Raw genomic sequence first — 21690 nt, 5'->3', positions numbered from 1 at the left:
TTCTCACTAAATCAGCAGATACTTCATTATTGACAGCAAAAAGGCAGGAAGAAAAATATCTATTTTGCTAAAGGCTATTCATTTTTGATATCGTTTTGCTTTATTTTTAAACATGTCGTTATATATTATCCAACATCAGGCATTTTTCCGTGAAACAGCCGCAACGTTAAGTCAAATAAAGGAGAAGCACTATGCACACCTGTTCATGGCGACATATAGAAATTTTTCATGCCGTAATGACCACAAGGAACCTGACTGACGCTGCGGTTTTACTGAAAACCTCACAACCAACAGTAAGCCGTGAACTGGCGCGTCTGGAGCAGTTGTTAAAATTCAAATTGTTTGATCGGATTAAAGGGCGTTTATTCCCGACTGTGCAAGGGCTGAGGTTATTTGAAGAAGTTCAGCGATCCTATTATGGGCTGGAAAGGATACTCAATGCAGCGGACAGTATTCGCCAATTTGAGTATGCACAGTTATCTATCGCCTGTTTGCCGGTATTTTCACAATCTTTATTGCCCACAGTCTGCCGCAGTTTCATTCAATCTTATCCTGATGCACAACTGACAATCATTCCACAGGAATCTCCACTACTGGAAGAATGGCTTTCGGCACAACGCCACGATATCGGTTTAACTGAACATATGCAGACACCTGCCGGGACCGCACGTGAAACGTTGCTGACATTGAATGAAGTCTGCGTTATGCCGGACAATCACCCGCTTGCACAAAAATCACAACTGACACCAGAAGATTTTCATGATCAGCCATTTATCAGCCTTTCTATCACTGACAGCTACAGAAAGCTTATTGATGCGATATTTAACGAACATCAGATTTCACGCAGGATGATCATGGAGACCCACAGTGCATCATCAGTATGTGCCATGGTTAGTGAAGGTATCGGAGTATCGATTGTCAATCCTCTGACCGCTCTCGACTACCTGAATAAAAAAGCACAACATAAAAATACGGGGTTCTGTATACGGCCGTTCAGTATAGAAATTCCTTTTATCATTAGTTTAATTAAGCCGCTCCATCGCCCATCTTCTGAGCCGGTTGAAATATTCATTAGCCATTTAAAACAACAGGCTAAACTATTTCCTCAGAAATTAGCATCAGCTTTTCAGCGTTAATTGCTGCCAGTGAGAAGACGAATCAAACCACTCCACCAGAAAATCCAATAAGGCCCGTAAGGTAGCGGGCATATTTTGACGGCTGACATAAATACCATAAATCCCCATCGCCTGAGGCTGATAATCAGGCAATAATTCGATTAATTGACCGGACTTTAAATAGGGTGAAACGGAATAATAGGGCTGCATAGAAATACCAGCTCCTTGTAAAGCCGCTTCCATCAGTACCGTTGATTCATCAGCACTTAACGTACCGCTGACAGGAACTGAATATTGTTCATGCTGTTTTTCAAATAACCATAAATTTTTTTCAAACAGGTTATAAGTCAGGCAATTATGTATAGACAAATCATCGGGTTTCTGGGGAAGTCTTTTTCCGACTAAGTAAGAAGGAGCGGCACAAATAACAGAATGGCAAGTTGATAACGGACGAGCGATTAAATTCAGTCCCAGATTATTGGTAATGCGAATGGCTAAATCAATACGTTCTTCAACCAACTTAGTCGCTTTATTACTGATTTGCAGACTCACCGCAATTTGCGGATACTTGCGCATAAATTCAGGGATAGCCACCGATAATGCACTAATTGCCAGTGCCTGAGAACAGCTTACTCTCAGCTCTCCTTTCAGAGTTTTAGCGCCTGCCGATTGTTGAACCGGCATCGCTTCCGCCAGTTCTATCAACTTAAGGCTTCGCTGATAAGCCTGTTCTCCCGCTGATGTCAGACTGATTTGGCGGGTTGTACGGTGTAAAAGACGAACCTCTGACCATCTTTCCATTTCAGACAAATAACGTGACACCATTGCCCGTGACATATCAAGCCTTTCTGCCGCTGCACTCAAACTACCCTGTTCAACAATTGTGACAAAAACCTGTGCTGCTGTGATCCTGTCCATCTATGTTTCTGTATCCCCATGCTGATTCGATTGATTTATGCAACAAACAGTTGCCAATTATGGGATTTTTCAATCGGTGTATGCAATCTATTATATGCGCCATTCAAGCAGATAAGCATTTAGGAATTCAATGATGGCTAACAAGACTACAGTACATAAAACAATATTAAATACCGCTCTGGCCACAGCGCTCTCATTAGGGATGGGAACATTAGCTCAGGCCGCTGAACTTAAAATGGATATTTATAATCCGGGTGAAGAAAGCATTTTTCCGGTCTCTTCTGAGGTGATCAGTGGTGAACATGAAGTTGTGCTGATTGATGCTCAATTCAGAAAAAGCGATGCTCAGGAACTGGTCAAAATGATCCGGAAGACAGGGAAAAAACTGACGACGATCTACATCAGCCAATCTGATCCAGATTATTACTTTGGTCTTGATGTGATCACTGAAGCCTTCCCTGAAGCTAAAGTGATCGCGTCACCAGAAACAATTAAAGCGATCAATGAAACCAAAGACGGTAAACTGGCATATTGGGGTGGCGTTCTGCAAGATCAGGCTCCGAAAAAAATTATTGTCCCTGAGCCATTGAAAGGAAATACTTTCACTGTAGACGGTGAGAAATTGATTGTTGAAGGTTTAGATGGCCCAGCAGCAGATCGTACTTTCGTATGGGTTCCTAAATTAAAAGCAGTTGTTGGTGGTGTTACTGTATCTGAGAATATTCATGTATGGATTGCTGACACTCAGACTACATCCTCCCGTCAGAACTGGATGCAAACATTAGATCAAATTAAAAACCTGAAACCTGAAACTGTGGTACCAGGTCATTATGTCGGTCATACAGCCATGACATTAGAGTCAGTGAATTTTACTCAAAATTATCTGGCTACATTGGAAAAAGAATTACCAAAAGCAAAAGATTCCGCAGCATTAATCTCAGTGATGAAAAAACATTATCCAAACCTTGCGGAAGAATCCAGCCTTGAATTAAGTGCAAAAGTTCTGAAAGGCGAAATGACGTGGCCTCAATAAATTAAAATTATCATGGGTGTTACGAATAGTAGCACCCGTATTTTATTAAAATTATCATTTCCCGACAAAAACATTATAACAAAAAATGAAATTATCATTTCCAAAATCCCTTTAATACTTTATATTTAAATACGAACAAAATTTATAATAAAAATATAAAAACACAAACCCACCAATTAAACACAAATTACTCTCAAATTAAGTGATATTTGTCATTTTTTTATTTTTATAACTAAGTTATAAACTGAAGTTGTGACCAATGAGCCATACTGCAATAAATCCACTTGAATAAAAAACCCGCTTTATTTAGATTTGGTTCCAACGGAGAGATAAGCAAACCAACCTAAGATAATTAGATGCTTCTAACGTCTAGGTTATGTAAGGTAGGCAGCTTAAAGCTAACTAGATGCTTCCAACGTCTAGCGCAAGCAGGATGAACAGCCTAAACCAGCTAGATGCTTCCAACGTCTAGCGTATACAGGAGCTACCCAGCCTACTAGATGCTTTTAACATCTATTGTATGCAGAAAGTAGCCCGATACATTAGATGCTTTTAACATCTACCATGTAATTAATGTGTACTATAGGCTCTAATCCTGCTCTCTCCATACTTTTCAATTCTCACATTTATTTCCCAATCAACTTTAACCCAATTCAATCGATTGCCCAGTAGAAAGATTCTTTGCATTCGGCAACCATAACCTTCCCCACCGACCACTACAGTGGCAAGCATAAATATGCTGTATATTTTCTTTTTTAATATATTGCCTGATACTCAATAGTTTAAAAGGAGAAGCATAACGTAAATGTAAGCCACCAATAATGGCATAGACTTTATTGATACCCGTTATAGATTTGCAAAACTCAACCATATCAATAACACCCCGATGACCACAGCCAATAAAAATAATTAATCCGTGTCGAGATTTATAAATTAAAGCGCCTTCATCCTTGACAAAATCAGGAGAATAACTCTCACCTGCAATCACACCATAACTTTTATTTTCTTCTTTTTTAATTTCACCTGAATAAACAAACCTATCATTAATGTGAGTTTCATCTTTTGAAAAAAAGGTGTCGAAATTATCATAATTAACCTGTCTGGATAACATTTTAAATTTCAGAGCATTATTTTTCGTTATTAACCACCCATAATATCTTTCATTTTTCACCTCTGGGTGACAAATCACTTTAGCATTCGTCGAAAAAAAAGGTAGACCGCCACAGTGATCAAAGTGACCGTGAGAAACAATAACTGTAGAAACATTCGATAAATCTATATTTAACTTCTTTGCGTTATCGATAAAACTACCATCTGGTCCGGTATCAAAAAGAATTGTATTTTCCTGATCCTGAATTAATAAACTTAATCCCTGTTTATTGATTAAGCTTCCTTTATAAGGTGCAAAAATCTGATTTTCCAATAATGCTGTTATTTTTAGCGTCATAGTGCACTCTTTTAGGCTGTGATATTTCTATCGTTTTCTGGCTATATCCGATACGTTGAATTACCTAAACTTGAACAAGCTCAATAATATTAATCCCGAATCGATAAAAAAACATCAAAAGTATGGCAGAAAAACAAAGATAAGGCCCAAAAGCAATAAATTCCGGATAACTTTTCCTTTTCAACCAAATAATCACAAATCCCAACAGTCCGGAGATTGAAGACAGAAGCATCAGCACAGGGATCATCTCCATTCCAATCCATGCTCCTATTGCAGCAGCCAGCTTTAGATCACCGTAGCCAACCCCCTCTTTCTTAAAAGTACACCGACATAACCAATATAATACCCACAAAAATAAATACCCTGATATGGCGCCATATATCGCACTCTTGATCGGAATTAAATTATCACCGCTATTAAATGCCAATCCAAACCATAATAAAGGCTGAGTGAAAAGATCCGGTAACTGATAAGTTTTTATATCAATAATGGCTAAAAAAACTAAAGTAATGCAAAAAAATGAAATTATTATATCATTCAGATTAACTGGATTATTGAACCACTGACTTTTTCCATCCATGAAAATGTTCAATACAGCTTCCATAAATAACATCCCTGTAATGATATCCCTTATTTATTTTCTGACGTTAATCAGAACACGGTGAATATTAAATTTTCCTACAGGTCATTAGCAATGAAAAATCCATTAAAACTGCCATTATGAAATAAATATGCGAGCCGGCTCGCAAGGTCTTTTCGCCGGATAGACAACTTGATTAGGCTACCAGCGCTCCTTTATCATGGCAGCATATGCCATACCGGGGTTATCCGGAGAAAAAAGGAAAGAAAAATATGCGAATTCCCCGCATCTATCACCCTACTCCCCTCACTGTAGGAGCTGAAATTAACCTTAGTGATGATGCCGCCAACCATGTTGGCCGTGTACTTAGAATGAGTAACGGGCAACGGTTGCAGCTCTTTGATGGAAGCAATCAGGTTTTTAGTGCAGAAATTACAGAAGCCAGTAAAAAAACAGTCAAAGTATATATCCATGCAGGGGAGTTGGCTGATCACGAATCACCATTAGATCTGCATCTGGGGCAGGTTATGTCCCGGGGTGAAAAAATGGAATTCACCATCCAAAAATCGGTTGAGCTGGGCGTTAACACGATCACACCATTACTTTCTGAACGTTGTGGTGTAAAGCTGGATGCGGAAAGGCTGGAAAAAAAGCTGCAACAATGGAAAAAAATAGCAATTTCTGCCTGTGAACAATGCGGGCGTAACCAGATCCCTGAGATCCGACCGGTTATGTCACTTGAAGCATGGTGTGCAGAAAACGATAACAGCCTAAAATTAAATCTGCACCCTCGTGCCAGCCAAAGTATCAATACACTCCCGTTGCCAGTGGAAAAAGTGCGCTTACTGATTGGCCCGGAAGGGGGATTATCCGCCGAAGAAATAGAAATGACGGCAAATCACCAATTTACTGATATCCTGTTAGGCCCTCGTGTCCTGCGGACAGAAACTACGGCACTCACTGCAATTACAGCACTACAAGTTCGTTTTGGTGATCTGGGTTAAGGAGAAAGAATGATCAAGCTCGGTATAGTGATGGATCCAATTTCATCCATCAATATTAAGAAAGATACTAGTTTTGCCATGCTGCTGGAAGCACAGAAACGCGGATGGGAAATCCATTACATGGAGATGAATGATCTCTATCTGCATCAGGGGGAAGGCCGTGCGCGCACCCGTTTGCTGACTGTGGAAGAAAACCCTCAGCAGTGGTATCAGTTTGGTAGTGAACAGGATATTGCCCTTGATACACTGAATGTTATCCTGATGCGCAAAGACCCTCCTTTTGATACTGAATTCATCTACGTCACTTATATTCTGGAGCGGGCTGAAGTTAAAGGAAGCCTGATCGTTAACAAGCCACAAAGCCTGCGTGACTGTAATGAAAAACTGTTTACTGCATGGTTCCCTGAACTGACGCCGGATACGCTGGTAACACGCAACGCCAGCACACTGCGTGAATTCCATCAAAAACATGGCGATGTTATTTTTAAACCATTAGATGGCATGGGTGGCGCTTCTATTTTCCGTCTGAAACAGGATGACCCAAATATTGGTGTAATTATTGAAACACTGACGGAGCATGGCAGCCGTTTCTGCATGGCACAAAACTTCCTGCCAGCGATTAAGGACGGAGATAAGCGAGTACTGGTTGTGGACGGTGAACCTGTCCCTTACTGCCTCGCCCGTATTCCGGCACAAGGTGAGACGCGAGGTAACCTCGCAGCAGGCGGACGTGGTGAAGCCCGGCCTCTGTCAGAAAGTGACTGGGCAATTGCTCGTGCTATCGCACCTGTACTGAAAGAAAAAGGATTAATTTTTGTCGGGCTTGATATCATTGGCGATCGTCTGACTGAAATCAACGTTACTAGCCCAACGTGTGCACGTGAAATAGAAGCGGCCTTCCCTGAGGTCTCCGTTACGGGTATGCTCATGGATGCAATTGAAAAACGATTGGGTAAACAAACGGTATAATAGGCTAAACAGCTTCCATTTCCTGGTAGCATTTGCCATTTATTATATAGGCTCACATACTGTGTGGGCCACTTTATTCATTTATCGTAAAAATCATCATCAAAAAACATGAATTTACAGCACCATTTCCTTATTGCTATGCCTTCGCTCACTGATCCTTATTTCAACCGTTCTGTCGTTTACATCTGCGAACATGATCAAAACGGTGCGATGGGGTTAATTATCAATAAGCCAATAGCTCAGGTTTCTATTCAGGGTATCCTGAAGAAATTAGAAATTTCCCCCGAAGACCGAGACGATAACATCAATCTGAACAGTCCGGTTATGGCAGGCGGGCCGTTATCTGAAGAACATGGTTTTATTTTACATACACCACTGTCTGGATTTAGCTCGAGTATACAAATCTCTGATGAGACGATGGTGACGACTTCCAAAGATATGCTCGAAGCATTAGGCACTCCACGTCAGCCGGAAAATATTTTAATGACACTGGGGTATGCCGGCTGGGAAAAGGGCCAACTGGAAAAAGAAGTTATGGAAAATAGCTGGCTTACCGTCAGTGCTGAACCCTCAATTATTTTCAATACCCCCGTTGCCGACCGCTGGCGTGAAGCTGCATCCTTATTGGGAATTAATATCCACAATCTCGCATTACAAGCAGGGCATGCCTGATGAAAAACCGCACAGTGATCGCATTCGATTTCGGCACCCGCAGTATTGGTGCTGCTATCGGACAAGAAATAACCGGCACAGCCAGAGCACTAGATTCTTTCAAAGCCAAAGAGGGTTCTCCTAATTGGGATATGATTGAGAAGCTCCTCAAAGAATGGCAGCCAGATTTAGTCATTGTTGGTCTGCCACTCAATATGGATGGCACAGAACAGCCAGTCACTGCACAGGCTAAAAAATTTGCTAATCGTATACATGGCCGCTTTGGTGTTCAGGTTGAACTGCACGATGAACGATTAACAACGGTAGAAGCCCGCTCTCATTTATTTGCTCATGGCGGATATCGCGCTCTTGATAAAGGCAAAGTTGATTCCACTTCTGCTGTCGTCATTTTGGAAAGCTGGTTTGAGCAACATTATTAATAATTGATACGTTATAATCGTAAGCCAACAATACAGTGAAGTGATAATCACAGGTATTTGTTTCACTATTTTGTTTGCCAGTTATTCCGCCAGCAACCCCGATAATCTGCGCTGTTGGCGGCTCTGCTCGTAAGTTTGCATTCCACAGGCGGCGCCGGTTTGCATTAACGTCGCTATCTGGTGGTTTTTCCCTTCCCTGACCAAATGGCTGACAGCCTGATTGACGACTAAAATTTCATAAATAGCGACCCTCCCTCCATCTTTAGCAGGAAGCAATTGCTGGGCAATAACGGCCTTTAAGCTGCCTGCCAGTTGAGCGCATATCCACCCTTTTTCATCTGCGGGAAACACATCCACCAGACGGTCTATTGCCTGAATGGCTCCACGGGTATGTAGTGTTGATAAAACTAAATGACCCGTTTCGGCGGCTGTCAGTGCCAACCGGATCGTCTCTTTATCACGCAACTCTCCCAGCAGAATGACATCAGGATCCTGCCTTAACGCCCCTTTCAGTGCAGTCTGATAGTCCGGCACATTTTCCCCGATTTGCCTTTGTTGTATCAGGCAATTCCGGCTTAGGTGAACAAACTCTATCGGGTCTTCCAATGTAATGATATGTTTTCTTACGTGATTATTAAGTGTATTAATCATTGCTGATAACGTTGTTGATTTACCACTTCCGGTTGCACCTGTTACTAATATCAACCCATTTTCTGCCAGTCCCTTTCCTTCCGGTAAAACAAGGCGCTGAATAATTTCTGGTGCATATAGCTGCTCCAAGGTCGGGCACTTGTCAGAAATTAACCGTAATACCAATGAAAGGTGCTCCTGCTGATAGAATAAATTCCCTCTGAGCCGTCTTTTATTCGGCATTTCTACCACAAAATCAACATGTCCTGTGATCCTCAATTGCCGCTGTTGTTCTTCAGATAATATGCCTTTGCTCCATGTATTGATGAAATCATCATCAATCTCTGCCAGATGCGTCTGCGGATATAACACATCATTGATCCGCAAAATTGGTACTTTCCCGACACAAAGATGCAGATCGGAGGCATTATGCTTTACACTAAGGGCCACTAACTTTTCCATATTCATTTTTTAATCTCCTGAGTTTCTTATGCACAATATCGAACAAAATCTTCACGATGTCAGGAACAACATCGCCCTTGCAGCTCAGAAATGCGGGCGCTCTCCAGAAGAAATTACGCTACTTGCAGTCAGTAAAACCAAACCTGCGGAAGCCATCGCAAAAGCGATAACTACAGGCCAGAGGGAATTTGGTGAGAATTACGTCCAGGAAGGGATTGAAAAAATTCAACTGTTCGCTAACCACAACGATTTGGTGTGGCACTTTATCGGCCCTTTACAGTCTAATAAAAGCCGTTTGGTAGCTGAACATTTCGACTGGTGCCATACTATCGACCGATTGAAAATCGCCCAGCGTCTAAGTGAACAACGCCCTGAGAGCATGGCTCCGCTCAATGTCCTTATTCAAATTAATATCAGTGGAGAAAACAGTAAGTCAGGTATTCTTCTGGAGGAACTTGAGGAACTGGCTGCAACAGTTGATTTACTACCTAATCTGGTATTGCGTGGCCTGATGGCCATCCCCGCACCAGAAGAAGATTATGAACGGCAAACCGCTATTTTTCGTCGGATGGAGCAGGCTTTTATTAAATTAAAGGCACAATACCCACGGATAGATACACTTTCTATGGGGATGACTGACGATATGGAAGCCGCTATTGCCTGTGGTTCAACCTTAGTTCGCATAGGAACCGCCATTTTTGGTGCCCGCGAGTATGGGTCTACAGCAAGTTAATTAACATCTCAACATTAACTCATTAATATTAGAGACGATTTCTTCATGGAAAATAGAAAAATCACCTTTATCGGTGCGGGAAATATGGCGCATGCCATCATCGCCGGGCTAATCAAAAAAGGCTATCCTGCCAAACTGATAACTGTCTGCTCGCCCAATACCATTCGCCGTGATGTTCTGGCAGAAAAATATGGCATCAACAGTCAGAGTGACAATATTCACTCTGCCCGGGAAGCTGATGTTATTGTTTTGGCTGTTAAGCCTCAAATGATGGAAGAAGTTTGTGGTTCCTTGCATTCGCAGGTCAATTTCGAGCAAAAACTTGTGCTTTCGATTGCCGCCGGTATTCCTCTTTCCCGTTTTTACTCATTTTTGCAGGAAAATCTTAATATTATCCGCATCATGCCAAATACTCCCTCGCTTATCGGGCTAGGGGTCAGCGGCATGTTCGCACCTGAGCAGGTCAATCAATCTGATCGCCAGTTTGCTGAAATATTAATGAACAGTGTCGGCAAAGTCTGCTGGGTAAACGATGAAAATGGTATTAATGATATTATTGCCGTTGCCGGCAGTGCTCCGGCTTATTTTTTCCTGTTTATGGAATCGATGCAACAGGAAGCAGAACGTCTGGGCTTCGACAGTCAAACAGCCAGAGAACTGGTTCTGCAAACGGCTATGGGTTCAGCTAAACTTGCTGAATCACAGGCAGAACTTCCTTTTTCTATCCTGCGTGAACAGGTAACATCTAAAGGTGGTACAACTGCCGAAGCATTACGTGTTTTTTATGAAAACCATCTGCCGGAAGTTGTATCCCAAGCTATGCAGGGAGCAATACGCCGGGCACAGGAAATGGAAAAATTATTTTAAACAACCAATATAATTTGATCAGGGCTGCTACATGCAATTCTTAAACTTTCTCTTTTTTACAGTTCTGGATTTATATACCGCAGTTTTACTGCTTCGAGTCTGGATGCAGTGGGTACGTTGCGATTTTTACAATCCGTTCTCACAATTTATCGTTAAAATCACTCAACCCGTGGTACGCCCATTACGTAGGGTTCTTCCCTCTATCGGCCCTATTGATACAGCATCGGTTGTTTTTGCTTACATTCTCGTCATGCTCAAACTGATGCTGCCTTACTGGTTAGCAACAGGGCAATTTCTTGTTCAGCTATTTCCTCTTGGAATAATTGAACTGCTGACTGCCGCAGGCAAACTGGTATTCTGGCTTGTGATTGCACGTGCATTATTGAGCTGGATCAGTCAGGGACGTAACCCCGTGGATTACGTTCTGCTCCAATTAACAGAACCACTGATGGCACCTATCCGTCGTATTATCCCTTCAATGGGAGGCTTGGATTTTTCAGCTATGGTTGTGATTCTGATCCTGTATGCGCTAAATGCTCTCCGTGCCGATGTTTTAGCGTGGTTAATTCCGAGCTTAATTGGTTAATAAATAATAAGTTAATTGGATAGAAACAATGCAGAAAGTTGTTCTTGCCACAGGAAATGCTGGCAAAGTCCGGGAGCTGGCTGATTTACTGGCTGGCTTTGGTTTAGATATCGTCGCTCAGACTGAATTAGGGGTGGATTCTGCTGATGAAACCGGTCTGACCTTTATTGAGAATGCCATCATTAAAGCCCGTCATGCTGCGGCAGTCACCGGTTTACCCGCGATTGCTGACGATTCAGGGCTATCAGTCAATGCTCTCGGTGGTGCTCCCGGTATTTATTCGGCTCGTTATGCGGGAGCCGATGCCTCCGATCAGGATAATCTGGAAAAACTACTGGAAGCCATGAGCGATGTGCCTGATGACCAACGTCAGGCACAATTCAATTGTGTTCTGGTTTATTTACGTCATGCAGAAGATCCGACTCCTCTGGTCTTCCACGGACGTTGGGCTGGTTTCATTACTCGTAAACCCGCGGGTAATGGCGGTTTTGGTTATGATCCGGTTTTCTTCGCACCGGAGTTTGACTGTACAGCAGCAGAATTAAGTCGTGAACAAAAAAGTGCTGTTTCACATCGTGGGCAAGCCTTAAAAATGCTGTTGGAAGCCATGCGTAATGCTTAAATTACCACCATTAAGTCTTTATATTCATATTCCCTGGTGTGTGCAGAAGTGCCCTTATTGTGATTTCAATTCACATGCATTAAAGGGAGATGTACCACATCAGGAGTATGTCGAACACCTACTGACAGATTTACGCCATGATTTGCCAATGGTTGAGGGGCGGGAAGTCTCCACTATCTTTATCGGTGGAGGTACGCCCAGTTTACTCAGTGCGGAAGGAATGCAACGGCTGCTTGATGGTGTCAGGGAGTTACTACCGCTCTCCCCGCAGGCAGAAATTACTATGGAAGCGAATCCGGGAACGGTTGAAGCTGACCGTTTCAGTGCCTATCAACAGGCTGGTATTAACCGGATTTCAATCGGTGTACAAAGTTTTGGCTCCGATAAACTTATCCGCTTAGGGCGCATCCACGGCCCGGAAGAAGCGAAACGAGCTGCACGTCTGGCGGATGGTCTTGGTCTGCGTAGTTTCAACCTTGATTTGATGCATGGCCTGCCTAACCAGACACTGGCTGAAGCTCTGAACGATTTACGTCAGGCTATTGAACTCTCACCACCTCATTTGTCGTGGTATCAGCTGACGATTGAACCCAATACCAGTTTTGGCTCACGCCCGCCAGTTCTGCCGGATGATGATGCGCTGTGGGATATTTTCTCTCAAGGGCATAAGTTATTGACAGAAGCTGGCTATCAACAGTATGAAACCTCAGCATACGCCAAACAGGATTATCAATGTCAGCATAATCTGAACTACTGGCGGTTTGGTGATTATCTGGGAATTGGCTGCGGTGCACACGGAAAAATATCGTTTGAAGACGGGCGTATTCTGCGCACAGTAAAAACCAAGCATCCGCGTGGTTATATGCAAGGGCGTTATCTGGATAAGCAACATCACGTGGAGCATGATGATCGCCCATTTGAATTTTTCATGAACCGTTTTCGTTTGCTGGAAGCGATGCCTCGGCAGGATTTCAGTCATTTTACCGGGTTACCGGAAAGCGCTATTCGACAACAAATCGACGCGGCGCTGGCAAAAGGTTATATCACTGAAAGTGATACACACTGGCAGATCACGAAACACGGAAAATTATTCCTGAATTCGTTATTAGAAATGTTTTTGTAGAGCCGTTTTTATAGGACTACTTCTGTAAAAATAGCTCCTGTAAAAATAGCTTCTGCCAAAATAAGGCAGCGCCTGAAACTCAAGGCGCTGCCTTATTTTATGAACACATTTAATCAGTGTGATTACAGAGCATCAGCGATTGCATTCACCTGATGCGTCAGGCTCTCTATCCCGCCACCAGACAAATACCATAAATCAGGTTGCAGATAGACTATCTTGCCATTTTTATACGCGTTGGTTGATTTCACCTGAACGGTTTCAAACTGAGCTTTTGTCAATTCCCCTGCTCCAATCGCTTTACTGCGATCAATAATAAAGATGACATCAGGATTTGCCTGAGCAATCATTTCCGCAGTGACAAGGCGGCTCTTATCGTTATCTGATTTGGGTGGTAATTCAGCACGCTGCGCTTTCACCACATTGTAAACAACGGTTTGATTATTCGGGTATAACTCGCCGGCATTATGTAATAAAACCAGCACCTTATTATTTGCAGATTTTGCTTTTTCCTGCGCAGTCGCTATCGTTTTTTCTAAACCAGCCTGCTGTGCTTTTACTGCATCTTGTTTATCAAACAGTTCACCTAATAACTTCAGATTATTTTCAACAGATGGCAGGTAGTTTTTATTATCCGTACTTAAATCCACTGTAGGTGCAATTTGGGATAAACGATCATAAAAATCATCCTGACGCCCGGTGATCACAATTAAATCCGGTTTGATTTCAGCCAGTTTTTCTAAATCCGGTGATTTCATCCCACCGGCATCATGCATCTTTTCAGATACGTGACTACGCGCATATTCAGGCAAACTTTCTTTCGGCAATGCAATAACACGCTCAGATAGCCCTAATTTGGCCATTGAATCGTAAGTACCGAAGTCAAATAAAACCACTCGCTCAGGATTTTTCTTAACCTTAGTTTCTCCGGAATGATGTTTTACCGTGAGATAATCCCCAGACTGTGTGATGACTGAATTTGGCGTAAATGTTGTCGATTGCTGGCTGAATGCTGAGTGGCTAGTAACAGAAAATATTGAGGCTAAAATAATCGGCAGGACTTTTTTCATTAGGGCACCTGAAGTAATCATGTGTATAAAAAGTGATTTGCATTCTAGATGCCCAATGTAGGATGTCAATCAAATAAGAATCAATTTCATCATGATTCTTATTTGATCTGAAATACTGTGATTTAGTTAATGGAATTCAAAAAGCTGGTGCGCAACTGTTCCAGTTTATTGGCTTTATCGCACACTTCTCCTTTAAAGCGTTTCAGCTCTTTTTCCTGCTTTTTCCATTCTGCCTCAAAGCCATTCTGCATACCTCCCAGCCCGCCGAGAAGAGACATTAACATCTGTTTGCCGTCACCATTTTGATTGCTTGTTTTACGGCTCATTTCGTTAATACTGTCCTGTAATATCCCACCCAAACTCTGTTGGATGAGCCCCTTCCCTTCCGTTTCTATCTGTTTGATTGCCTGATAATGGAAAAAAATACCATCAGGACGGGTTTCCAATACTTTATCAATTTGCTTATTCAGGCCAGATTCCAACTGGGTCAAACGAACACGAATATTGCTATCCTTTCCCATCGTTTCAGCAACAACTTTATCCAACGCCTGACGGGCATCAGTAAGATGGTTTAAAGCCTCTTTTTTCACCCATGGTAAATCCTGTCGGGTAAGTTGCTGAAACTGTTTTGCTTTGCTGCGTTGTTCAGCATCCAGCGATAGTGCTTTACCATTACGAAAGACAGAGCCATCAGGCAGAATTTTCAGGCTCCTGTTTTCCCCAATCATCTGCACTGAGTCGGCCGTAACAATAATGTCATCTTTGAGTGTCGTCCGGCACTCTGAACCAGCCTGTGCCTGAACAGCAAATACCAGTGATGCCGCAACCACAATTTTTCGTAACATACCTTCTCCTGTTCTCCTCAGCGTTGCACTCCTCTATCTTCTATTCAGAGCTACTGCAATTAGCTGCTAATGTTCCAAGTTAAAAAATAGAGCGTCCGATACGGGCAGCCAATTTTTCCAGTGCTGCACAACCGGCCAGAGAGTTACCCGCACGATCCAGTTCCGGCGACCATACTGTCACAGTAAACTCTCCCGGAACAACACAGACAATTCCCCCACCGACACCTGATTTCCCGGGCATCCCGATCCTGAAAGCAAATTCTCCTGAACCATCATACATGCCACACGTCAACATTAGCGCATTAATCTGCCGGGTTTGCCGTAGGCTTAAAATTTGCTGACCGGAATCGATCATCCGCCCTTTATTCGCCAGATAAATAAAGCATTGAGATAATTCAACACAATTCATTTTCAGCGCACAATACTGAAAATAAGTTTGCAATACTGTGAGCACATCATTTTCAAAATTGCCAAATGACTTCATTAGGTAAGCAATGGCTGCATTGCGGCTGGAGTGTTCCATTTCTGAACGGGCAACAACCTCATCATAACCAATATCTTTTTGCCCTGTGAGACTACGCACAAACTCCAGCATTCTATGCTTCGGCGCACTCAGGCGTGATTGCAACATATCACAGATAACCAATGCTCCGGCATTAATAAAAGGATTACGGGGAATCCCTTTTTCCAGCTCCAACTGTACCAGTGAGTTAAATGGTTGCCCCGAAGGCTCTGTGCCTACTCGCTGCCAGATATCCTCTTCTTTATAGCGTGTCATTGCCAGTGTCAGGCTCAGTACCTTAGAAACAGACTGAATGGAGAAACGTTTTTCCGCATCTCCCGCTTTAAAGACCTGACCATCCACCGTACAGATAGCCATTGCCAGATTATTTATCGGAACTTCCGCCAGAGCAGGAATGTAATCTGCTACTTTTCCTTGGCCAATCAAAGGGCGTACTTCATCTAAGATATCTGCCAACAACGCATTAGAGAACCTTACTTTCACCACTTTTTCTCCAGACAAAAAAGGGCTCTCAATGAGCCCTGTATAATTCTTAATTCAACTACGAATCAATCCCACCACATATCAAATAATTCAGATGTGGCAACTTCTTCCATACCGCGATCTTTCAGCCATTTATCAATCAGTTGGCGGTGTTCTTCAGTGCATTTACCGATTTTCTGTAAACAGACAAGACCTTCCCACTGCAAATAACCGCTGGCATCCAGTGCCAGACCATTTGGCTCGATTAATTCCTCAATCAGCGCATCAACCGTGCTGTCTACGACTTCGACGGATGTATCAGCCGGAAAGTTCCACTTGACGGAAAAACCTAATTCCTGAAACTCATCAATACGCAATTTTTTACGCAGACGGCGACTACGGTTTTTAGCCATTATTTTACCCTCTCAAACATTAGATCCCATACGCCATGCCCCAAACGATGACCGCGCATCTCAAACTTTGTGACAGGACGTGAATCAGGACGTGGTACGTAATCATTGCTTTCTGAAATGTTGCGATACCCTTCAGCTTCGCTCATCACTTCCAACATATGTTCAGCATATGGCTGCCAGTCGGTTGCCATATGGAATACACCACCGATTTTCAGTTTATTTCTGATCATCTGGGCAAAAGCAGGCTGTACAATACGGCGCTTATTATGCCGCGCTTTATGCCACGGATCAGGGAAGAATAACTGAACCATTTCCAGCCCCTGTTCAGGGATCATATTTTCCAGTACTTCAATCGCATCGTGGCACATTACACGCAGATTGCTGATATTTTCATCTTCCGCGGAAGCCAGACATGCACCCACTCCCGGAGCATGAACTTCAATTCCGAAAAAATTCTTCTCCGGATTCTGGCTTGCCATCGTGACCAGAGATGCCCCCATGCCAAAACCAATTTCCAGCACAACAGGTGCGTCACGGCCAAACAATTGTGCCATATCTTGCAGCTCAGGCTGATAATCCACACCCATATTTGGCCACACATTATCAAGTGCATGCTGCTGACGAGCCGTTAATCGCCCCTGCCGACGCACAAAACTGCGGACACGGCGCAAAGCCCTGCCATTTTCATCATATTCCGGTGAAATTACGTTATTTATCATGGTACTGTCTATTGGTACTTTCTATCAGTTTTAAAGGCTTTTGCTCCGGCTTCCGGGACGTTATGTGCCACAGGATTGCCTAAAGAGAGCGCAATTATGCAAAGATGGCTGAGTTTATCAAGTTCAGTGCTCATAAGCACAACTTTAATGTTAAATTGTGTGGTGCTTCGAAACAAAGTTCGGGTTTACACTGAGGTTACACTATGTTGCAATCCTGTTCACGAAACGATTATCAGATATAAAGACAATTATTCTAATGATGGAAGCCGAGCAATTTTCACAGGCGGTACTTGAGTGGTATCACCGTTATGGTCGCAAAACCCTGCCGTGGCAGCTGGAAAAAACATCCTATCACGTCTGGCTTTCAGAAGTGATGCTGCAACAGACGCAGGTTGCGACAGTCATACCTTATTTCCAGAAGTTTCTTTCACGTTTTCCTGATGTCGCCTCACTGGCGGCGGCTCCATTGGATGAAGTTCTTCATCTGTGGACTGGTCTGGGCTATTACGCACGTGCCCGTAATTTACATAAAGCCGCTCAGCAGGTGGTTGAATTACATCGCGGAAAATTCCCGACCACCTTTGATGAAGTCGTCGCATTACCCGGTGTAGGCCGCTCTACCGCAGGCGCTATTCTTTCTCTCTCTCAGGGCAAGCATTTCCCAATCCTTGATGGTAATGTGAAACGTGTTCTGGCTCGCTGCTATGCTATTGATGGCTGGCCGGGTAAAAAAGATGTAGAAAATCGGCTATGGGACATCAGTACCCGCGTTACACCTGCGCTGGGTGTTGAATATTTTAACCAGGCGATGATGGATTTGGGTGCAATGGTATGTACCCGCAGCAAACCAAAATGTGAGATTTGTCCCCTTAATGCAGGCTGTATAGCCTATGCTAACCACAGCTGGGCCAATTATCCGGGTAAAAAACCGAAACAGACCATCCCTGAAAAAACAGCATATTTTTTATTGATGCAGCATGACGATACTGTCTGGTTGGAACAACGCCCGCTTTCCGGTATCTGGGGCGGATTATTTGCATTCCCGCAATTTACTGATGAAAACTCGCTCAAGCAGTGGCTGGAGGATTCAGGGATCTCGCACAGTCAACCTGAGCAACTCACTGCATTTCGCCACACATTCAGTCATTTTCATCTGGATATTGTACCCATTAAAATCAATATATTATCTTTTGATTCCTGCATGGATGAAAGTAAGGGACTTTGGTATAACTTACGCCAGCCAGCAACAATTGGACTGGCAGCTCCCGTTGAGTATCTTTTGCAGCAGTTGGGATAAACTTAACCCATATTTTGTGCGCCATTATTTTTTGCTCCATAACGACATTTGAGGATTTATCATGAGCAGAACTATTTTTTGTACTTTTTTGCAACAAGAAGCCGAAGGCCAGGATTTTCAGTTCTATCCGGGAGAATTAGGTAAGCGTATTTTCAATGAAATTTCCAAAGAAGCCTGGCAGAAATGGATGAGCAAACAGACTATGCTGATTAACGAAAAGAAACTGAATACGATGAATCCGGAAGATCGCAAATTGCTCGAACAGGAAATGGTGAAATTCTTGTTTGAAGGGAAAGATATTAAAATCGACGGTTATACCCCACCAGAAAAATAACTTTTAATATCTGCTATTTATTGGGTGAATCAGGATATTTAAAAATCACCCAATAAATGGGAATTTATCCTAATATCCAACGGCATCGTACAATGAAAAAACTGCTGGCACTGCTCCTGCTCACCCCACTTCTGATTTCCTGCTCAAGTAAACAAGACATTGAATATAAAGAAGAATACATAAAAGACACGAATGGATTTGATATCTTAATGGGGCAATTCGCTCATGATATTGAAAATATCTGGGGATTACATGAAGTTTTAATTGCAGGCCCTAAAGATTACGTAAAATACACAGATCAATATAAAACCCGCAGCCATATTAATTTCGAAGCCGGAACCATTACTGTTGAAACAATATCACCCATTGAGCCAAATGAGCATTTACGCAAAGCCATTGTCACCACCTTATTAATGGGGGATGATCCGGGGTCTGTCGACCTTTACTCTGACGCAAATAATATTCAGATCAGCAAAGAACCCTTTCTTTACGGACAGGTTCTGGATAATACCGGTGAGCCAATTCGCTGGGAATGGCGCGCAAACCATTTTGCCGATTACCTGCTCCAGAATAAATTACAACGCCGTCAGTCAGGACTGCATGTGATTTGGTCTGTCACGATGACATTAGTTCCTAATCATCTGGATAAACGCGCTCATAAATATCTGCCTATTGTCCGCAAAGCTGCGGTTAAATATGGTATTGATGAATCGCTGATCCTTGCCATTATGCAGACAGAATCCAGCTTTAACCCTTACGCCGTCAGTCGTTCCGATGCACTGGGGCTAATGCAGGTAATACAGCATACTGCGGGGCGGGATGTATTCAAGATGCAGGGTAAATCGGGCCAGCCAGACCGTAACTATCTTTTTGATCCTGAAAACAACATTGATGCAGGTACGGCTTATCTAGCGATTTTACAGAATATTTATTTAGGTGAAATCCAAAACGCCACTTCTCGTCGCTATGCGGTTATTACCGCATACAATGGTGGCGCAGGTAGTGTATTAAGGATATTTTCCAGCGATAAGAAAAAAGCTGCTCAAATTATCAACACAATGGCACCGGGTGATGTTTATGAAATGCTGACCAATAAACACCCATCAGCTGAATCACGCCGTTATTTGATGAAAGTGAATAACGCACAAAAAAGTTATCGCCGATAAATAATCGTTAAAATAAGCGATGGAGAGGCGTTTCCCTCTCCATTTTTGTTTATATTTACAACCAATTGTGCAAATTAAAAGCGCCTGAATGAATTTATAAAGAAAGTCGTTGACGGATTGGAGTGAATACTGTTTAATGCGTCCCCGTTAGCCCGGATAGCTCAGTCGGTAGAGCAGGGGATTGAAAATCCCCGTGTCGGTGGTTCGATTCCGCCTCCGGGCACCACTTCAACTTCCAGTGAAGTCCAGCCCAGTAAAACAATTCCTGCTAAATCCAGCAAAATCAACATCCATTCTTATTTTTAGATCTAGTTTCGTCTGTTGCAATCAAGATGCAGCGAAGGGCATAATTCGGGGCATTTACCGTTCGATTAAAGGAATGCCCTTAATAATGAAACTAAACGCACGACAAATCGAAACTGCAAAGCCCAAAGAAAAAACTACAAACTCGCCGATGGCGGGGGCCTTTATTTAGAAGTCTCGTCACGCGGCTCGAAATACTAGCGGATGAAGTATTACCGCCCGACCGATAAGAAAGAAGACCGTCTGGCATTCGGTGTCTATCCGGCAGTATCGTTAGCCGATGCCCGCGCCAGACGGGATGAAGCCAAAAAGCTGATGGCACAGGGCATCGATCCCAAAGCCGAGAAAAAAGGCACTGCCTCGCCATCGAAAATCACACATACCTTTGAACACATCGCCCGTGAATGGCACGCCAGTAACAAACGCTGGAGTGACAGACATAGCCAAACAGTGCTGCGCAGCCTTGAACAGTACATTTTCCCGCAGATTGGCAAGCTCAACATTACCACGCTAAGAACCAGCCAGCTTTTAGCCCCCATCAAAATGATTGATGATGCAGGTAAACACAATATCGCCCAGCGGTTGCGTCAGCGTGTTACCGCCATCATGCGCTATGCCGTCCAGAATGATATTCTCGAATCCAGCTCTGCCAGTGATATGGCTGGCGCACTTTCCACCGTAAAATCACGCCATCACCCTGCCCTGCCTCATGAAGATTTACCGGATTTCCTGAACCGATTGTCTGTTTATCGCGGGCGCATGCTGACCAAGATTGCGGTAGAACTGGCACTGCTGACGTTTGTCCGTTCCAGTGAGTTGAGATTTGCCCGCTGGCAGGAAATCGACCTTGATAATGCGGTGTGGAAAATTCCCGCCACAAGGCAACCCATCAAAGGAGTTCGCTTTTCTGAGCGCGGCATGAAAATGAAAACGGATCACCTTGTCCCGTTGAGTCGTCAGGCTGTCCGGCTTATCAACGCGTTACAGTGTAGTGTTCAAAAAAAATTAATTGCAAATTGATCGCCATAACCGTCCAATAAAGTATTTTGCTCATACTCCATTGTAGCCTCCTCTGGCACCCGTTCCTCGCGTACGGATGCCCAGTGTGGGTGATTCAAAGCAAGTTCTTGCAATGTAATTAGTTCAGGCTCAGAAAGTGTTATCTGTGATTTCATAAAAACAGGCGAAAAATCGGGTTATCCATTATAGTAACAATGAAAATAGTTTATCTAATTAATTTAACTCAAAAAATTATACTCTCATTGACTTATAGAGATTATTTTTAGTTTAAATCAATATATTGGGTGCTGAAAAATAACCTCCATAAATTTCATTGGGAAATAAAAATAAAATAGAAAAATCAATTTAATTCCTACCTTAT

24 protein-coding genes, 1 tRNA gene and 1 pseudogene are annotated in these 21690 nt (G+C 43.0%); 16 read left to right on the top strand and 10 right to left on the bottom strand.

Going from position 1 to position 21690, the window contains the following annotated elements; all coding sequences use genetic code 11:
* Positions 1-191 precede the first annotated feature (191 nt).
* Entirely contained in the window at positions 192-1136 is a 945-nt protein-coding gene (locus AAC855_RS17025) for a LysR family transcriptional regulator (RefSeq protein WP_340611186.1), read from the top strand.
* On the opposite strand, the gene AAC855_RS17020 is transcribed toward AAC855_RS17025, so the two are convergent.
* Positions 1119-2033, bottom strand: a complete 915-nt coding sequence (locus tag AAC855_RS17020) for a LysR family transcriptional regulator (RefSeq protein ID WP_340611184.1) — start codon at positions 2031-2033, stop codon at positions 1119-1121. The two genes, AAC855_RS17025 and AAC855_RS17020, sit on opposite strands and share 18 nt — an antisense overlap.
* Before the next feature lie 133 nt (positions 2034-2166).
* Here AAC855_RS17020 and AAC855_RS17015 point away from each other — a divergent pair, with 133 nt between their 5' ends.
* Positions 2167-3066, top strand: coding sequence for an MBL fold metallo-hydrolase (locus tag AAC855_RS17015; RefSeq protein ID WP_422824401.1), 900 nt, complete (start codon positions 2167-2169; stop codon positions 3064-3066).
* 643 nt (positions 3067-3709) lie between these two features.
* Here AAC855_RS17015 and AAC855_RS17010 read toward each other — a convergent pair.
* Together AAC855_RS17010 and AAC855_RS17005 are read right to left on the bottom strand one after the other, a co-directional pair.
* Positions 3710-4513 carry an MBL fold metallo-hydrolase gene (locus AAC855_RS17010; protein ID WP_340611182.1) on the bottom strand — a complete coding sequence of 268 codons (804 nt, stop codon included), beginning with the start codon at positions 4511-4513 and terminating at the stop codon, positions 3710-3712.
* Positions 4514-4577: 64 nt separating this feature from the next.
* Entirely contained in the window at positions 4578-5117 is a 540-nt protein-coding gene (locus AAC855_RS17005) for a prepilin peptidase (RefSeq protein WP_340611181.1), read from the bottom strand.
* Positions 5118-5365: 248 nt separating this feature from the next.
* Here AAC855_RS17005 and rsmE point away from each other — a divergent pair, with 248 nt between their 5' ends.
* From rsmE to ruvX, 4 genes are all read left to right on the top strand, one after another.
* Entirely contained in the window at positions 5366-6097 is a 732-nt protein-coding gene (gene rsmE / locus AAC855_RS17000; RefSeq protein ID WP_340611180.1) for a 16S rRNA (uracil(1498)-N(3))-methyltransferase, read from the top strand.
* Positions 6098-6106: 9 nt separating this feature from the next.
* Entirely contained in the window at positions 6107-7066 is a 960-nt protein-coding gene (gene gshB / locus AAC855_RS16995; protein WP_340611178.1) for a glutathione synthase, read from the top strand.
* Positions 7067-7174: 108 nt separating this feature from the next.
* Positions 7175-7738, top strand: coding sequence for a YqgE/AlgH family protein (locus AAC855_RS16990; protein ID WP_340611177.1), 564 nt, complete (start codon positions 7175-7177; stop codon positions 7736-7738).
* Positions 7738-8157, top strand: coding sequence for a Holliday junction resolvase RuvX (gene ruvX / locus AAC855_RS16985; RefSeq protein WP_340611176.1), 420 nt, complete (start codon positions 7738-7740; stop codon positions 8155-8157). The genes AAC855_RS16990 and ruvX overlap by 1 nt, the downstream gene beginning before the upstream one ends.
* Before the next feature lie 81 nt (positions 8158-8238).
* On the opposite strand, the gene AAC855_RS16980 is transcribed toward ruvX, so the two are convergent.
* Positions 8239-9255, bottom strand: coding sequence for a type IV pilus twitching motility protein PilT (locus tag AAC855_RS16980; RefSeq protein WP_340611175.1), 1017 nt, complete (start codon positions 9253-9255; stop codon positions 8239-8241).
* 22 nt (positions 9256-9277) lie between these two features.
* On the opposite strand from AAC855_RS16980, the gene AAC855_RS16975 reads away from it, so the two are divergent.
* The 5 genes from AAC855_RS16975 to hemW are packed head-to-tail and all read left to right on the top strand — an operon-like array spanning position 9278 to position 13180.
* The gene (locus AAC855_RS16975; RefSeq protein WP_340611174.1) at positions 9278-9982 is read left to right on the top strand and encodes a YggS family pyridoxal phosphate-dependent enzyme; all 705 of its coding nucleotides are present in this window, start codon (positions 9278-9280) and stop codon (positions 9980-9982) included.
* Between the two features lie 45 nt (positions 9983-10027).
* Complete coding sequence (gene proC / locus AAC855_RS16970; RefSeq protein WP_340611173.1) at positions 10028-10849, top strand: pyrroline-5-carboxylate reductase; 822 nt, start codon at positions 10028-10030, stop codon at positions 10847-10849.
* Positions 10850-10880: 31 nt separating this feature from the next.
* Positions 10881-11435 carry a YggT family protein gene (locus AAC855_RS16965; RefSeq protein WP_340611172.1) on the top strand — a complete coding sequence of 185 codons (555 nt, stop codon included), beginning with the start codon at positions 10881-10883 and terminating at the stop codon, positions 11433-11435.
* Between the two features lie 28 nt (positions 11436-11463).
* Positions 11464-12057, top strand: a complete 594-nt coding sequence (locus AAC855_RS16960) for an XTP/dITP diphosphatase (protein WP_340611171.1) — start codon at positions 11464-11466, stop codon at positions 12055-12057.
* Entirely contained in the window at positions 12050-13180 is a 1131-nt protein-coding gene (hemW, locus tag AAC855_RS16955) for a radical SAM family heme chaperone HemW (RefSeq protein WP_340611170.1), read from the top strand. The genes AAC855_RS16960 and hemW overlap by 8 nt, the downstream gene beginning before the upstream one ends.
* A gap of 122 nt (positions 13181-13302) precedes the next feature.
* Here the strand turns inward: hemW and AAC855_RS16950 are convergent, their stop codons facing one another.
* The 6 genes from AAC855_RS16950 to AAC855_RS16925 all read right to left on the bottom strand — a co-directional run bounded on the left by AAC855_RS16950 (position 13303) and on the right by AAC855_RS16925 (position 17343).
* Positions 13303-14247, bottom strand: coding sequence for a siderophore ABC transporter substrate-binding protein (locus AAC855_RS16950; RefSeq protein WP_340611169.1), 945 nt, complete (start codon positions 14245-14247; stop codon positions 13303-13305).
* 122 nt (positions 14248-14369) lie between these two features.
* Entirely contained in the window at positions 14370-15092 is a 723-nt protein-coding gene (locus AAC855_RS16945; RefSeq protein WP_340611167.1) for a DUF2884 family protein, read from the bottom strand.
* 79 nt (positions 15093-15171) lie between these two features.
* Positions 15172-16098 (bottom strand): glutaminase B, encoded by a 927-nt coding sequence (gene glsB, locus AAC855_RS16940; RefSeq protein ID WP_099110808.1) that lies wholly within the window; start codon positions 16096-16098, stop codon positions 15172-15174.
* A 65-nt stretch (positions 16099-16163) separates the two neighbouring features.
* Entirely contained in the window at positions 16164-16490 is a 327-nt protein-coding gene (locus AAC855_RS16935) for a YggL family protein (RefSeq protein ID WP_099110798.1), read from the bottom strand.
* Positions 16490-17209: a tRNA (guanosine(46)-N7)-methyltransferase TrmB gene (gene trmB, locus AAC855_RS16930; RefSeq protein WP_340611166.1), complete on the bottom strand. Its 720-nt coding sequence runs from the start codon at positions 17207-17209 to the stop codon at positions 16490-16492. Before trmB ends, AAC855_RS16935 begins: the two co-directional genes overlap by 1 nt.
* An 8-nt stretch (positions 17210-17217) precedes the next feature.
* Positions 17218-17343, bottom strand: a complete 126-nt coding sequence (locus AAC855_RS16925) for a hypothetical protein (protein WP_340611165.1) — start codon at positions 17341-17343, stop codon at positions 17218-17220.
* 122 nt (positions 17344-17465) lie between these two features.
* Between AAC855_RS16925 and mutY the strand changes: the two genes are divergently transcribed.
* From mutY to AAC855_RS16900, 5 genes and pseudogenes are all read left to right on the top strand, one after another.
* Complete coding sequence (mutY, locus tag AAC855_RS16920) at positions 17466-18506, top strand: A/G-specific adenine glycosylase (protein WP_340611164.1); 1041 nt, start codon at positions 17466-17468, stop codon at positions 18504-18506.
* Positions 18507-18567: 61 nt separating this feature from the next.
* Complete coding sequence (locus tag AAC855_RS16915; RefSeq protein WP_099119861.1) at positions 18568-18840, top strand: oxidative damage protection protein; 273 nt, start codon at positions 18568-18570, stop codon at positions 18838-18840.
* A 92-nt stretch (positions 18841-18932) separates the two neighbouring features.
* Positions 18933-20006 (top strand): membrane-bound lytic murein transglycosylase MltC, encoded by a 1074-nt coding sequence (gene mltC / locus AAC855_RS16910; protein WP_340611163.1) that lies wholly within the window; start codon positions 18933-18935, stop codon positions 20004-20006.
* A 150-nt stretch (positions 20007-20156) separates the two neighbouring features.
* A tRNA-Phe gene (locus tag AAC855_RS16905) sits at positions 20157-20232 on the top strand.
* Positions 20233-20397: 165 nt separating this feature from the next.
* Positions 20398-21296, top strand: a pseudogene (locus tag AAC855_RS16900) (tyrosine-type recombinase/integrase); the annotation flags it as partial.
* Positions 21297-21690 lie beyond the last annotated feature (394 nt).

It is taken from the genome of Xenorhabdus bharatensis, assembly GCF_037996705.1.
GTDB lineage: Bacteria > Pseudomonadota > Gammaproteobacteria > Enterobacterales > Enterobacteriaceae > Xenorhabdus > Xenorhabdus bharatensis.
The sequence above is the reverse complement of the archived record's forward strand: the minus strand, read 5'-3'. Positions and strand labels throughout refer to the sequence as shown.

Bases quoted from the DNA above. Each gene is read 5' to 3' on its own strand.
- AAC855_RS17020 (WP_340611184.1), bottom strand. From the start codon at position 2,033: ATGGACAGGATCACAGCAGCACAGGTTTTTGTCACAATTGTTGAACAG.
- proC (WP_340611173.1), top strand. From the start codon at position 10,028: ATGGAAAATAGAAAAATCACCTTTATCGGTGCGGGAAATATGGCGCAT.
- AAC855_RS16960 (WP_340611171.1), top strand. From the start codon at position 11,464: ATGCAGAAAGTTGTTCTTGCCACAGGAAATGCTGGCAAAGTCCGGGAG.
- AAC855_RS17005 (WP_340611181.1), bottom strand. From the start codon at position 5,117: ATGGAAGCTGTATTGAACATTTTCATGGATGGAAAAAGTCAGTGGTTC.
- AAC855_RS16935 (WP_099110798.1), bottom strand. From the start codon at position 16,490: ATGGCTAAAAACCGTAGTCGCCGTCTGCGTAAAAAATTGCGTATTGAT.
- AAC855_RS16980 (WP_340611175.1), bottom strand. From the start codon at position 9,255: ATGAATATGGAAAAGTTAGTGGCCCTTAGTGTAAAGCATAATGCCTCC.
- AAC855_RS16915 (WP_099119861.1), top strand. From the start codon at position 18,568: ATGAGCAGAACTATTTTTTGTACTTTTTTGCAACAAGAAGCCGAAGGC.
- gshB (WP_340611178.1), top strand. From the start codon at position 6,107: ATGATCAAGCTCGGTATAGTGATGGATCCAATTTCATCCATCAATATT.
- AAC855_RS16950 (WP_340611169.1), bottom strand. From the start codon at position 14,247: ATGAAAAAAGTCCTGCCGATTATTTTAGCCTCAATATTTTCTGTTACT.
- ruvX (WP_340611176.1), top strand. From the start codon at position 7,738: ATGAAAAACCGCACAGTGATCGCATTCGATTTCGGCACCCGCAGTATT.
- trmB (WP_340611166.1), bottom strand. From the start codon at position 17,209: ATGATAAATAACGTAATTTCACCGGAATATGATGAAAATGGCAGGGCT.
- rsmE (WP_340611180.1), top strand. From the start codon at position 5,366: ATGCGAATTCCCCGCATCTATCACCCTACTCCCCTCACTGTAGGAGCT.
- hemW (WP_340611170.1), top strand. From the start codon at position 12,050: ATGCTTAAATTACCACCATTAAGTCTTTATATTCATATTCCCTGGTGT.
- AAC855_RS16965 (WP_340611172.1), top strand. From the start codon at position 10,881: ATGCAATTCTTAAACTTTCTCTTTTTTACAGTTCTGGATTTATATACC.
- mltC (WP_340611163.1), top strand. From the start codon at position 18,933: ATGAAAAAACTGCTGGCACTGCTCCTGCTCACCCCACTTCTGATTTCC.
- AAC855_RS16945 (WP_340611167.1), bottom strand. From the start codon at position 15,092: ATGTTACGAAAAATTGTGGTTGCGGCATCACTGGTATTTGCTGTTCAG.
- mutY (WP_340611164.1), top strand. From the start codon at position 17,466: ATGATGGAAGCCGAGCAATTTTCACAGGCGGTACTTGAGTGGTATCAC.
- AAC855_RS16975 (WP_340611174.1), top strand. From the start codon at position 9,278: ATGCACAATATCGAACAAAATCTTCACGATGTCAGGAACAACATCGCC.
- AAC855_RS17010 (WP_340611182.1), bottom strand. From the start codon at position 4,513: ATGACGCTAAAAATAACAGCATTATTGGAAAATCAGATTTTTGCACCT.
- AAC855_RS16925 (WP_340611165.1), bottom strand. From the start codon at position 17,343: ATGAGCACTGAACTTGATAAACTCAGCCATCTTTGCATAATTGCGCTC.
- AAC855_RS17015 (WP_422824401.1), top strand. From the start codon at position 2,167: ATGGCTAACAAGACTACAGTACATAAAACAATATTAAATACCGCTCTG.
- AAC855_RS17025 (WP_340611186.1), top strand. From the start codon at position 192: ATGCACACCTGTTCATGGCGACATATAGAAATTTTTCATGCCGTAATG.
- AAC855_RS16990 (WP_340611177.1), top strand. From the start codon at position 7,175: ATGAATTTACAGCACCATTTCCTTATTGCTATGCCTTCGCTCACTGAT.